Source organism: Rhizobium sp. P40RR-XXII (assembly GCF_012641405.1).
Taxonomy (GTDB): domain Bacteria; phylum Pseudomonadota; class Alphaproteobacteria; order Rhizobiales; family Rhizobiaceae; genus Rhizobium.
This window is the reverse complement of sequence record NZ_JABAII010000003.1, coordinates 187935-200249: the sequence shown is the minus strand read 5'-3', so window position 1 is coordinate 200249 and position 12315 is coordinate 187935. Positions and strand designations below refer to the sequence as shown.

Genomic DNA, 12315 nt, shown 5'->3' with positions numbered 1-12315 from the left:
GCACGTCGATACGGCTCGAACCAAACCGCTCTACAGCAGCTTTTCCAAGGTGATCGGCAGGTCGCGAACGCGCTTGCCCGTGGCATGGAATACGGCATTGGCAATCGCCGGCGCTACGCCGACGATGCCGACTTCGCCGACGCCCTTGCCGCCGAGCGCCGAAGCATTGAAATCCGGCACACCGACGGAGATCACCTGGATATCCGGAATGTCGGAATTCGTCGGCACGAGATAGTCGCCGGCATTGTTGTTGACGGTGCGCCCGTTGCGCACATCAACCAGCCCTTCTTCGAGAAGCGCCTGGCCGATACCCATGATGATGCCGCCGCGCCACTGGCTTTCGACCAGCCTGGGATTGTAGAGGCGGCCGCAATCGAAGGCGGAAACCATGCGGGAGACCCGCACCGTGCCGAAGTCCTCGTCGACCCGCACTTCGGCGAAATGGGCGCACCAGCTGTGCATGGAATAATCGCCCATGGTCGGCCCCTGGACTCTAGCCATCGTCGTCCAGGCCTGGAGCTGCTCCTGGGCATTCGCGCCGTCGGGCAAGGTATTGCGCCGGACTTCGATCTCCTCGCGCTTGAGCGCGGACATCAGCTCCGCCAGCGTCAGCGAGGGTGTTTCACCGCGGGGTGCCGCGATGCGACCCCCAGCAAAATTCAGCGTATTCGCCCCCGTATCGCGGAACGGCGAATTGGCATCGCTGAGCGCAAGGCCGATGAGCTCGTCGCGCGCGGCGACCGCAGCCTTGTGGACAGCACCCATGATCGATCCGGCCAGCATCGAGCCGCCGGCGATCGCCGAACCCGGCAGACGAGAGTCGCCGAGATGCACTTCGACCTGATCCACCGGAATGCCGAAGACCTCAGCGGCACTCTGGGCAAGGATCGTATAGGTCCCCTGCCCCATGTCGATGGCGCCGCTAACGACCTCGACCCGGCCGTTCCCGAGAATACGGATCATCGCCTCGCTTGGCGCCCGGATGACGGGGAAAGTGCCGCAGCCGATGCCCCAGCCGATCAGGGTCTTGCCGTCCCGCATCGAGCGCGGCGCGTGGCTGCGCCGCGACCAGCCGAACGCTTCCGCACCCTCGGTCAGCGCTTCGCGCAGCCGGCGCGTCGACCATGGCTTGCCGGACTGATAGTCGTGATCGGCATAGTTCTTCAGCCTGAGTTCGAGCGGATCCATACCAAGCTTATAGGCAAGCTCCTCGATCGCGCATTCGATGCCGTAGGCGCTCGGGTTCTTGCCTGGGCCACGCAGGGCACCGGGCGTCACGCTGTTGACCGGCACGACGCGATGCCGCGAGGAGAAATTCTCGACCTTGTAGAGGATCGACGTTGCCGCCCCGGTCTGTTCCGGCCAATCGGCATAGATCGAGGTCTCGCTGGCGCCACGATGAACGATCGCCTGCAGAATCCCATCCTCGGTTGCGCCGAGCGCGATCTTCTGTCTGGTCCCGGCGCGGCCGCCATAACTGGTGAAATTCTGCGGCCGGGTAACCGCGAGCTTTACCGGCCGACCGAGCTTTCTTGCGGCGGCGATCGCGACGGCGCCATAGGCGAGCGGCTGGCCCTTCGATCCGAAACCGCCACCGATAAAGGGCGAGATGATCCGGACATTGTCGTAGGGCATGTCGAACCATTCGGAATACATGCGCGCCATGCCGTGCGACCACTGGCTCGGCTCCCAGATCGTCAGCTGGTCGCCGTCCCATTTCGCCGTCAGTCCATGCGGCTCCATCGCCACATGATATTCGCGCGGCGTCGAATATTCGGCCTCGATACGGACGGGGGATGCGGCAAGCGCCGCCTCGGCGTCGCCCCAGGCAACCGAGAGCGGCTCCATGAGCTTGCCTTCGCCGGCATTCGGGTCGTTGAGATCGGCGACATGCTTGCTCGCTTCATAGGTGACGCGCACCAGCCTGGCCGCTTCCGTCGCCTGTTCGCGGCTTTCGGCCACGACAGCGGCAATCGACTGGCCGTTGAACTGCACCTCGCGCGGCAGGGGATAGTAGGGTCCCTCGGCGGGCTTGTTGCCGCCCCAGTCGGCACCGAGCTTGAGACCGAGATCGTCCTCCGGCGTCAGCACCAGAAGCACGCCCGGCATGGCGACCGCTGCCGATATGTCGACATTGACGACACGTCCGGCAGGGATCGTGCTCTGGACGAGGACGGCGTAGGCAAGGTTTTCGACCGGGTATTCCAGCGCATAGGTCGCCGTGCCCGTCACCTTCATATTGCCTTCGAAGCGCGACTGACGGCCGCCGACCGTACCGTCGGAAGCATCGCCGTGCTTGCGGGGTTCCATCATGGTCATGCAAGGCCTCCCATTTTCAGAATGGCGCGGGCGACGACGCGCGGCGCAAGTTCGATCTTGTAGTGGTTGCCGCCATGCGCGACGGCGCCTTCCATGGCGAGCCGACTGGCTTTATCCACCAGTTCGGCGTCGAGTGCCTTGCCGACAAGCGCCTGCTCGACAGCCCGTGCCCGCCAAGGCCTGGTGGCGACGCCGCCGATTGCGACGCGAATATCGCGCACAGTCCTGCCATCGGCTTCAAGCTCCAGGCCAACGGCGCCGCTTGCGGCGGCGAATTCATAGGACTGCCGATCGCGGACCTTGATGTAGGTTGAGTTGCGAGCCGCGGCGGAAGCAGGAACGGTGATCGCTGTAATCATTTCGCCGCGCTGCAGGACCGTTTCCTTGTCCGGCGTATCGCTGGGCGCTAGGAAGAAATCGTCGACGGAGACCTTCCGGCCATCCGTCTCCACCACGGCATCGAACGCGACCAAAGCGACCGCCAGGTCGCCGGGATAGGAGGCGATGCACGATCCGCTCGTTCCAAGCACGGCGTGGTTGCGCGTGACGCCGCCGATTGCCGCGCAGCCGGAACCGGGATTGCGCTTGTTGCAGGCCGAAAAGGCACCGGGATCGCGGAAGTAGGGACAGCGCGTCCGTTGCAGGAGATTGCCGCCGATCGTCGCCATGTTGCGAAGCTGGGCGGAAGCGGCCAATGCCAGCGATTCCGAAACCGCCGGGAAGGCTGCACGGATATCCTTATGATCGGCCACCTCGCTCATCCTGGCGAGCGCGCCGACCCTGGCACCGGCCGCATCGACCGCGATGCCGCTCATGCCGGAAAGATGGGTGATATCGATGACCGTCTCAGGTTCGCTCACCCCGCATTTGGCGAGATCGAGCAGCGTCGTGCCGCCGGCAAGGATCATCACGCCGGCCTGTTGCGCCGCCTGACCGGCTTCGGCTGCGGATGTGGCGCGCAGATAGGAAAAGTTTCGCATCATGCCACCTCCGCTGCCTGGCGCACCGCCGCGACGATGCTGTTATAGGCCCCGCACCGACAGAGATTGCCGGACATATATTCGCGGATCTCCGCATCGGAGCCGGCATGGCCCTCGCGAATACAGGCGACTGCCGACATGATCTGGCCAGGCGTGCAATAGCCGCATTGGAAGGCGTCATGTTCGATGAAGGCGGCCTGCACGGGATGCAGATCGCCGGCTTCGCTGGTGATGCCTTCGATCGTCGTAATCTCGCGGCCCTCGACCTGCGCTGCCAGCGTCAGGCAGGAGAGCACGCGCTTGCCGTCGACGTGACAGGTGCAGGCGCCGCACTGGCCCTGATCGCAGCCCTTTTTGGTGCCCGTCAGGGAAAGATGCTCGCGCAGCGCATCGAGCAGGGTCACGCGCGGCTCGAGATCGAGTTCGCGGCGCTGGCCATTGACGTCGAGTGCGATATGGATGGTTCGTGTCATGATAAGCTCCTGCTATCGTCACGAAAATGAGACCTACGAAATCTAGTAGAGTCTATTCGTCGGTCCATCGGTTGCTGGATGATTTTATTAGGAAGACGAACCGCCCGCATTTCCTCACAGTAGCCGGCTCATCGGAATTGGAAGTGAGACACACACCGATAAACGGAGGCGCCTCCGTTTAAATTACTGCCTCGTTTGTTTTCGTCAAGCCCTGACGCTGAAATGAGAATGAGAGGCGGGATCGGCCTTCGGGAGATCGGGCCTGAATGTGCTTGGCCTGCACGACTTCGAACCGACAGGCAGCCTGTCCGCAGTCAGATGAGGCAGCTGCGGGACTGTGGCAAGTTTTTGCGACGAACGCGAGGCACGGTTTTCCCCGGCTCTTGCCATGTAGGCGACCAAACCGAAGGCGGCATTAGGCGAGGATGAAGCGAAACTGATATTGCGACCTCCGCTGCGACGATCCCGCCCGGATCTGACGCACGACAGCCGTCAAGCCGTCACATCCGCCTAATAGGCCTATGCTAAGCCCTCCGAAATCTGGAGGAATGCCGAATTGATTGAACCAGGAAAATTTCGCGCCATGATATTCTCTCACTGCGTTACGGCTCTTGCCGTGTCCTTTCTTCCCTTCCTTGCCGCCCCGGCCTTTGCGGACTCCGACGTGCTGTGGAAAATCGTGCATGACAAATGCGTCGCGCAGACCGCGCCCTGCCTTTCGGTGAACACGGCCGAGCATTATGCGATGCTGAAGGATCTGCGGGGCGTTGCGCAATTTCTCCTGATCCCGACCGACAAGATCACCGGAATCGAAAGTGCGGCACTTCTCGATCCGGCGACGCATAACTTCTTTGCCGATGCCTGGGCCGAACACGGCGATGTCGATTCTCGTCTGCCGCGCCCCGTCCCGCGCGACGGCATGAGCCTCGCCGTCAACGCGCAGCAGGCCCGCACGCAAAACCAGCTGCATATCCATGTCGACTGCTTGAGCGCCGATGCGCGGGCCGCCCTGAAGACTGATGCCGACAAGATCGGAGCGGACTGGGCACCCCTTCCCGATACCATTGCCGGCCACAAATTCGCGGCTGTCCGCGTCAAGGGCGAGACACTGGGCGATTTCAATCCGTTCCTGGCTCTCGCCAAAACATTGAAGGACCCGGCAAAGGAAATGGGCGATCACAATCTCGTGGTGACCGGCGCCAATTTCGCCGATGGCCCCGGCTTCATCGTGTTGACGGATGTGGCTTTGCCCGGCATGGGGGGGGGAAGACGTGCAGGATCATAGCTGCGCGATCATGTATTAAAAACAAAGAGATGCCGCAGATTTGGACTCGCCGTTCGGATACCGTTCTATTGGCGATCGGGGAGCCGACGGCTGATTTATGAACCCAGCCTCTAACAGCTATCACGATTCACATACTAATCTTTTAGGGGAAATGAATTCAGTGTTATAGTCCCGGGTTGTGAGCCTGAGTCATGCGTTATCCGCCTGTTGTGCATTCAGATCGTCGCACGGCGCCTGGCATTGAAGGCTCGCGATCAAAAGCCTCAGGAGGCGCCTCATGAATCTTCAGATCAATAGCCAGTCCTACCAGGTCAATTCGGACGGAGACACGCCGCTCCTTTGGATCCTCCGTGACGAGTTGGGCATGACCGGCACCAAATATGGCTGCGGGCTGGCGCAATGCGGCGCCTGTTCGGTCCTTGTCGATGGAGAGGTGGTTCGCTCGTGCGTGACGCCGCTCGATAGCGTCGCCGGCCGCCAGATCACGACGATCGAGGCGCTCGAGGCAGATCCGATCGGCAAGCGAGTGGTCGCAGCCTGGGTCAAGCATCAGGTTCCGCAATGTGGCTACTGTCAATCGGGGCAGGTCGTCGCGGCGACCGCGCTCCTTAAACAGACACCCAATCCTTCCGATGACGAGATCGCCGCGGCGATGATCAACCTCTGTCGATGCGGAACCTACAACGCGATCAAGACGGCGGTCAAAGACCTCTCCTCCAAAGAAGGAGAAACGCTATGACCGAAACCAGTCGCAATCTCGTCCCGGAAGATGCGTTCCCGACCGGATCTCCGGTCAACATCTCGCGCCGGCACTTTCTCCTGACCTCCGCCGGCGCCGCAGCGGGTGCCTTCGTGCTCGGCTTCGGCGTTCCGGTCGGCCGCGCACGCGCCCAGCAGGCCGCAACCGCCGTGCCGCCCGGCACGCGCGTTCCCGCATTTCTTGAAATCCGCCCAGATAGCACCATCCGGTTCATGAGCCCCTTCGTCGAAGGCGGACAAGGCGTCTTCACCGCGATGGCACAGATCGTCGGCGAGGAACTCGATGCCGATCCGAAAACCTTCGTCGTCGAAAATGCGCCGACGGGCAGCGACTATCTTGTTGTATACGGCAAGATGCGCATCACCGGCGGCAGCATGTCGGTGCGCACGAGCTATGAGACCATGCGCAAGCTTGGCGCCCTGGCGCGCAACATGATCCTGCAGGCCGCCGCCAAGCGTCTGGATGCACCGATTGCCGAGCTGACGACGGAGCCGGGCCGCGTGATCCATGCCGCATCGGGACGCAGCCTTGCCTATGGCGACGTCGCTGCCGAGGCACTGGACCTGCCGGTTCCCGCCCCCGAGAGCGTGGCGCTCAGGGATCCGAGCAAATTCCGCTGGATCGGCAAACCGGTCGAGCGGCTGGATATGCACGACAAGTCGACCGGCAAGGCAATTTACGCAATAGACTGCAAGGTCGACGGCATGCTGCATGCCGCCGTCCAGCATGCCCCGCGCCTCGGCCTGGCCATCGGCAAGATCCGCAACGAAGACCAGCTCAACGCGATGCCGGGCGTTCATTCCGTCCACAGCCTGCCCGGCGCCGTCGCCGTCGTCGCCGAACGCTGGTGGAATGCCAAGCGCGCGGCCGAGGCAGCCCAGGTCGATTGGCGCGAACCCGGCCCGGACGCCAATCCCGCCTTCCGTTACATGCCCGCCGATTTTTCGACCGCGGCCTTCAACGATAGGCTCGCCAGCGAGCCCGGCAACGGCAAAGAGGCGGAGAATGTCGGCGATATCGCCAAAGCGTTCGACGGTGCCAAGACCGTCGTTTCCGCCACCTACAAGAGCCAGTATCTGCATCATGCGCAGCTGGAGCCACCATCCACCCTGGCGCGATTCAATCCGGATGGCAGTCTCGAAGTCTGGATGCCCAATCAGGCACCCGAACAGTTCCAGGCCGATATCGCCAAGCTGACGGGGCTCGAACCATCGAAGGTGACGGTTCACAGCCCCATCCTCGGCGGCTTCTTCGGACGGCACTTCCTGTATCCGTCCGCCAATCCCTATCCGCAGGCCATCCAGCTTGCAAAAGAGGTCGGGCGGCCGGTGAAGCTCATCTGGAGCCGCGAGGAGGAGTTTCTGCGCGATCCGATGCGCCCGATGGCAGCCGTGCGCTTCCGCGGCGCACTCGACGCCAACGGCATGCCGGTCGCACTCGAGGCCATCAGCGCCTGCGAAGGGCCGACGGAAGGCGTCTTCGGTCATAAGGAGGACTCGCTGGACCCGACAGCCCTCGAAGGCCTGACCGGAAAATCCTACGCCATCCCGAACTACCGCATAGCCCAGATCTATGTGAAAAACCCGACGATGCTCGCCTACTGGCGATCGGTCGGCAATTCCATGAACGACTTCTTCTATGAGACATTCCTGGACGAGCTGGCCGACAAGGGCGGGCAGGATCCCTATGAGATGCGCCTCAAACTGCTGCAGAAGAACGAGCGGCTGAGCAATCTGCTGAAGGCCGCCGGCGATCTCTCCGGCGGCTGGAAGCGAGGGCCTTTCACGGCGGAAGATGGCTCGCGGCGGGCGCGAGGCGTGGCCATGGCCTCTCCCTTCGGCAGCCATACGGCGGCGATCACCGAGGTCTCCATCCGCAGCGGGCAGGTCGTCGTGCACGATGTCTGGGAAGCCATCGATCCCGGCAGCATCGTCAACCCGGCGATCATCGAAGCGCAGATCAATTCGGCGACGGCGCTCGGAATGTCGCAGGTACTGATGGAGGAAGCCGTCTACAAGAACGGCGAGCCGGTGGCGCGCAACTACGACCTCTATCCGATCCTGCCGCCGGATCGCATGGCCCGGGTCCATGTCCGTATCGTCGAAAGCGGAGCCGAGATGGGCGGCATCGGCGAGCCGGGGCTGCCGGCCATCCCGCCGGCGGTCGCCAATGCGGTTTCGACGCTGACCGGCAAGCGGATACGCAGCATGCCTCTTTCCAACTACACCTTTGAAAGCTGAGGCGCGGCAAGCCGCGCCAGGCACAATTCCGGCTCTCGGTCCATTCTGGATCGAGAGCCGGCGTGGTTGCCTTCTTCAATCGCCGAGTCCGAAATCCCGAAGCAAAGACATGAGGGCACATTCTTGAAGAGATTTCTTCTGGTTCTTCTTTTGATTGTCGTGCTTGTGGCCGGCGCTGTCGCGTGGTTCGTAACCCGCAAGCCGGCATCTCCCTTCGACAGCGTCGCCGCGGCACAAACACCTTCCGAGGAGTTGCTCCAACGTGGCGAATATGTTGCGCGTCTGGGGGACTGCGTCGCCTGTCACAGCACACCGAAGAGTGCCCCTTTTGCCGGAGGACTGGAAATGGGGACGCCGCTCGGCGCCATCTTCACAACCAACATAACGCCGGACAAGGAAAACGGCATCGGCAACTACACGCTCGCCGATTTCGACCGTGCCGTCCGCCAAGGCGTTGCACCCGATGGACGTCGCCTTTATCCGGCAATGCCCTACCCCTCCTATGTGAAAATGAGCGACGACGATATCCGCGCGCTCTACGCCTATTTCATGAACAGGGTCGAGCCCGTTCAGCAGGCAAACAAGCCCTCCGACATCAAATGGCCGATGAACATGCGCTGGCCGCTTGCGCTGTGGAACGCGGTCTATACCGAAGGCGGAACCTATCAGCCCAAAACCGCTGGCGATGATCAGTGGAACCGGGGTGCCTATCTCGTCCAGGGGCTGGGCCATTGCGGCAGCTGTCACACGCCGCGTGCAATCACCATGGCGGAAAAAGCGCTCGATGAAAACAGTCCGCTCTATCTTTCCGGCGCTCTTCTCGACGGATGGTATGCTCCGAGCCTGCGTGGCGACCCGAATACGGGCCTCGGCCGATGGACCGAAGAGGACATATACACCTTCCTCAAGAGCGGCAGGAACGGCCATGCCGTCGTCTTCGGCTCGATGGCGGATGCGTTTAACAATTCGACCCAGTTCATGAGCGATGACGATCTCAAAGCCATCAGCCATTATCTGAAGTCCCTGCCCGGCGATCCCACCCGCGACGGCACCCCCTGGCAGTATGACGAAGCTACGGCCAAGAACGTCGCCCTGCCCGCCCGTCAGCAGATACCCGGCGCGCAGACATTCGTCGCGAAATGCAGCTTCTGTCATGGCATCGATGGCCGCGGAAAGGAACAATGGATTCCGCCGCTGGCCGGCTCCGCCGCATCGCTCGCAAAGGAAAACGCGTCTCAAATCAATGTGACGCTGAACGGCTCCAGCCGTGTCGTGGCGAACGGCATTCCGGACGCCTATCGCATGCCGCCATTCAGGCAGCAGCTTTCGGACAAGCAGATCGCCGATGTCCTGACATTCGTGCGCTCATCCTGGGGAAATCACGGCGGGGCGGTCGCGCCTGTTGACGTGAAAGCCTTGCGCGAGCATACCGATCCGGCAAGCAGCAGCCCCATCATATTGCAGATGCGGTAGTTCGCCTTGCATGCCATCCGGTTGCGGCCAACTCAACCCCTTGCGGAGGCCTGTCATGGGTGAAGTATTTCCCGCGACATCAATGCCGGACCGCGACTGGTGGTCGGCACTCTGGCCCGATCCGCAGGCCATGCTTAAAGCGCTCGGCATCAAGCCGGGCATGACTGTCCTCGATCTCTGCTGCGGCGATGGATATTTTACCGCGCCGCTGGCGAAACTCGTCAAGGGAAAGGTCTATGCGCTCGATCTGGATGAAGACATGATCGAGATGGCGAGAGGGGAAACCGCGCGACAAGGGGTATCCGTGCAAAAATGGATTCACGCCGACGCGCTGGACATGGCGGAGCATCTTCCCGAAAAGGTCGATTATGTCCTCATGGCAAACACATTCCACGGCGTTCCCGATCAGCCGACCCTTGTTCGCGCCGTCCGTTCCGTTCTCGCTCCAAAGGGGTTGTTCGGCATCGTCAACTGGAAAACATTGCCGCGCGAGGAAACAATGGTGCTTGGGCAGCCACGCGGGCCGAGGAGCGAGATGCGCATGCCGCCTGCAAGGCTTGCCGCCGTCGTCGAAGCCGGCGGCTTCATATCGCAAGCCACGATCGAGCTGCCGCCCTATCACTATGGCTCCGTTTTCCGCGCCCTGTAGCTGATCCTCAATCTGACGAACCGCCCTACACGGCAACGGCTGGTCCCCACCGGAAGGTGGGGACCGTGATGCGGCTTAGTTGAACACGGAGGCATATGTCCTGCGAAGCGCGAGTGCGATCAACAGGCCAGCGATAGCGGTGACAGTCCCTGCCAAAAAGACGCTGCCATAGCCGGCTCTGTCGGCCAGCAGACCGGCCAGCGGCCCGGTCAGCCCATAAGCGAGATCCTGGAAGGCCGAGAAACCGCCGAGGGCAGTGCCACGCAGATGCGGCTCCACCAGCCGAACCACCTCCCGCCCCATGGCCGGAAAGATCATCGAACATCCGAGCCCGGTCAGGAATGCGCCAACCAGCGCAAGAACGGGATTGTTTGCATTCCAGATCAGAAATTGGCCGATCGCTTCGACGGCAAGCGACATGGCCGCGACCGGCAGGCCGCCGAGACGATCTGGCAGATGCCCAAAGAGCAGGCGCACCAGCACGAAGCCGCCGCCGAAGGCAGTCAGACCCAGCCCGGCATAGCTCCAGCCGCGATCATGGAAATAGAGCGTGAAAAAAGCACCGATCGCCGCAAAGCCTATGCCCTGCAGGCACACGATGGATCCATGCAGCCATATCCGATTGATGACGCTCCAAAGCGGCGTTCGCTTCGCCCCGGGATGTGGCGCAACGCCGGGAATACGGGAGATCGCCAGCAGGCCCAGGAAGGGAAGAGCAGCACTGATCCCCATTGCGCCGGCAAAGCCGAACCGATCGAGCAATACCAGCCCAATGGGACCGCCGACGGCAAGCGCGCCGTAGATCGCGGCACCGACCAGGGCGAGTACCCTGCCCGAACGCGCAGGCCCGACGAAGCCGATGCCCCAGGCAATCACGCCGACGGCGACCAGGCTTTCGCCCAGGCCAAGAAGCAGACGGCCGGCGAGAAGAAGCAGAAATGACGGTATCGCCGCACCGACGACAAGACCGGCGGCCAGCGATATCACCGCACCGGCCATGTAGAGAGCCAGCCCGCGGACGACCGCAACCTTGGCGCCTCGATGGTCCGAAAGACCACCGGCATAGCCGCGCGTCAGAATGGTCGCAAGAAAGGCGATGCCGACGCCGAGCCCGGCCCAGACATTGCCGAGCTTCAGCTGCTCGGTCACGTAGATCGGCACGATCGGAAATGTCATGCCGACGCAAAGATAGGAGATGAAGAGAATGGCGCTCAGCAGCAGAAGGCGACCGCGCGCCGGATCGGATGTCGATTGAAAAGCCATGATGGTCTCCAGGCTTTCCTCGATCGGCGAAGGCACAAAAAAACGCACTCCGACCATCGAGGATCGTTGAGTGCGTTGCTTGACGTCAAACGCTTACGGCCAGCGGAACCGGCTGGCTTTTCCAATATGCGCTTGTCGTAAGGGTGTCAACACAGCGTCGCCGGAGCGGGAGGCCATGCTGCCCCACCCCTCATCGAAGCTTGAGGCTTTCGAGATAGGCGCCGAACATATCCGCCATGGCGTCGCCATAGGCTTCGATCTCCTGCGCTGTTTGCGGGCTTTCCGAAAGCTGCTTTCCCGTCGCGCTGAGCGTCGTGGCGATCAGGTCGGCCGCCAGGATGCGGGCCGCGTCATCGACCTCCGGCAAGGCTTCGCGCATGAACTGCTGCAGGATACGGTCTCCGGATGACCTCGCCTCATGCGCCTCCGGTGCATCGCGATAAAGCGGCGCGGCGTCGTTGAGCGCAACACGCATGGCGGCCTCCTCGCATTCGGAGCGGATGAAGGCGTGGACGAGGCAGCGCAATCGGTCCAGCGGCGGTGTCGCGGTATCTTCAAGGATGCGGCGCAGCAGGTCCGACGTCTGCCGCCATTCGTCGCTCTGCAGGCGGAAGAGGATCGCCGCCTTGTTGGGGAAATATTGATACAAGGATCCGACGCTGACGCCGGCCTTTTCAGCGACGCGTGCCGTGGTGAAGCGCTGGGCGCCTTCCCTTGCCAAAACCTGAGCCGCGGCACCCAGGATCGCGGAAACGAGCTCGTTCGAGCGAGCCTGCTTCGGCTGCTTTCGCGAGGAAATCCGGGCTCTTGGACGATCCGTCATATCGATGCCTGCCAATGCGAATGGGAAAGCTGACGAATTAATCGTATTTT

The 12315-nt window shown here is 62.3% G+C and carries 10 protein-coding genes; 5 read left to right on the top strand and 5 right to left on the bottom strand.

The genetic code is table 11. The features are described 5' to 3' along the window. Window positions 1–30 precede the first annotated feature (30 nt). The 3 genes from HGP16_RS07340 to HGP16_RS07330 are packed head-to-tail and all read right to left on the bottom strand — an operon-like array spanning window position 31 to window position 3772. A complete protein-coding gene (locus HGP16_RS07340) occupies window positions 31–2319 on the bottom strand; it encodes a xanthine dehydrogenase family protein molybdopterin-binding subunit (protein WP_168839353.1) in 2289 nt (762 codons plus the stop codon). Further along, window positions 2316–3299 (bottom strand): xanthine dehydrogenase family protein subunit M, encoded by a 984-nt coding sequence (locus HGP16_RS07335; RefSeq protein WP_168839646.1) that lies wholly within the window; start codon window positions 3297–3299, stop codon window positions 2316–2318. The genes HGP16_RS07340 and HGP16_RS07335 overlap by 4 nt, the downstream gene beginning before the upstream one ends. Continuing rightward, window positions 3299–3772 carry a (2Fe-2S)-binding protein gene (locus tag HGP16_RS07330; RefSeq protein WP_168839352.1) on the bottom strand — a complete coding sequence of 158 codons (474 nt, stop codon included), beginning with the start codon at window positions 3770–3772 and terminating at the stop codon, window positions 3299–3301. Before HGP16_RS07330 ends, HGP16_RS07335 begins: the two co-directional genes overlap by 1 nt. Before the next feature lie 583 nt (window positions 3773–4355). Here HGP16_RS07330 and HGP16_RS07325 point away from each other — a divergent pair. The 5 genes from HGP16_RS07325 to HGP16_RS07305 all read left to right on the top strand — a co-directional run bounded on the left by HGP16_RS07325 (window position 4356) and on the right by HGP16_RS07305 (window position 10179). Then, window positions 4356–5057, top strand: coding sequence for a CDP-diacylglycerol diphosphatase (locus HGP16_RS07325; protein ID WP_246703290.1), 702 nt, complete (start codon window positions 4356–4358; stop codon window positions 5055–5057). Between the two features lie 277 nt (window positions 5058–5334). Beyond that, entirely contained in the window at window positions 5335–5796 is a 462-nt protein-coding gene (locus HGP16_RS07320; protein WP_168839351.1) for a (2Fe-2S)-binding protein, read from the top strand. Beyond that, entirely contained in the window at window positions 5793–8057 is a 2265-nt protein-coding gene (locus tag HGP16_RS07315) for a xanthine dehydrogenase family protein molybdopterin-binding subunit (protein WP_168839350.1), read from the top strand. Before HGP16_RS07320 ends, HGP16_RS07315 begins: the two co-directional genes overlap by 4 nt. A gap of 123 nt (window positions 8058–8180) precedes the next feature. Then, window positions 8181–9530, top strand: coding sequence for a c-type cytochrome (locus HGP16_RS07310; RefSeq protein WP_168839349.1), 1350 nt, complete (start codon window positions 8181–8183; stop codon window positions 9528–9530). A 55-nt stretch (window positions 9531–9585) separates the two neighbouring features. Further along, entirely contained in the window at window positions 9586–10179 is a 594-nt protein-coding gene (locus HGP16_RS07305; protein WP_168839348.1) for a class I SAM-dependent methyltransferase, read from the top strand. Between the two features lie 75 nt (window positions 10180–10254). On the opposite strand, the gene HGP16_RS07300 is transcribed toward HGP16_RS07305, so the two are convergent. Then, window positions 10255–11442 carry an arabinose transporter gene (locus HGP16_RS07300; protein ID WP_168839347.1) on the bottom strand — a complete coding sequence of 396 codons (1188 nt, stop codon included), beginning with the start codon at window positions 11440–11442 and terminating at the stop codon, window positions 10255–10257. 190 nt (window positions 11443–11632) lie between these two features. Next, on the bottom strand, window positions 11633–12265 hold the full coding sequence (locus HGP16_RS07295; RefSeq protein WP_168839346.1) for a TetR family transcriptional regulator: 633 nt from the start codon (window positions 12263–12265) through the stop codon (window positions 11633–11635). Between the last annotated feature and the right edge of the window lie 50 nt (window positions 12266–12315).

Coding starts and splice junctions, on each gene's coding strand:
- HGP16_RS07330 (WP_168839352.1), bottom strand. CDS start 3,772: ATGACACGAACCATCCATATCGCACTCGACGTCAATGGCCAGCGCCGC.
- HGP16_RS07300 (WP_168839347.1), bottom strand. CDS start 11,442: ATGGCTTTTCAATCGACATCCGATCCGGCGCGCGGTCGCCTTCTGCTG.
- HGP16_RS07315 (WP_168839350.1), top strand. CDS start 5,793: ATGACCGAAACCAGTCGCAATCTCGTCCCGGAAGATGCGTTCCCGACC.
- HGP16_RS07295 (WP_168839346.1), bottom strand. CDS start 12,265: ATGACGGATCGTCCAAGAGCCCGGATTTCCTCGCGAAAGCAGCCGAAG.
- HGP16_RS07320 (WP_168839351.1), top strand. CDS start 5,335: ATGAATCTTCAGATCAATAGCCAGTCCTACCAGGTCAATTCGGACGGA.
- HGP16_RS07335 (WP_168839646.1), bottom strand. CDS start 3,299: ATGCGAAACTTTTCCTATCTGCGCGCCACATCCGCAGCCGAAGCCGGT.
- HGP16_RS07340 (WP_168839353.1), bottom strand. CDS start 2,319: ATGACCATGATGGAACCCCGCAAGCACGGCGATGCTTCCGACGGTACG.
- HGP16_RS07325 (WP_246703290.1), top strand. CDS start 4,356: ATGATATTCTCTCACTGCGTTACGGCTCTTGCCGTGTCCTTTCTTCCC.
- HGP16_RS07305 (WP_168839348.1), top strand. CDS start 9,586: ATGGGTGAAGTATTTCCCGCGACATCAATGCCGGACCGCGACTGGTGG.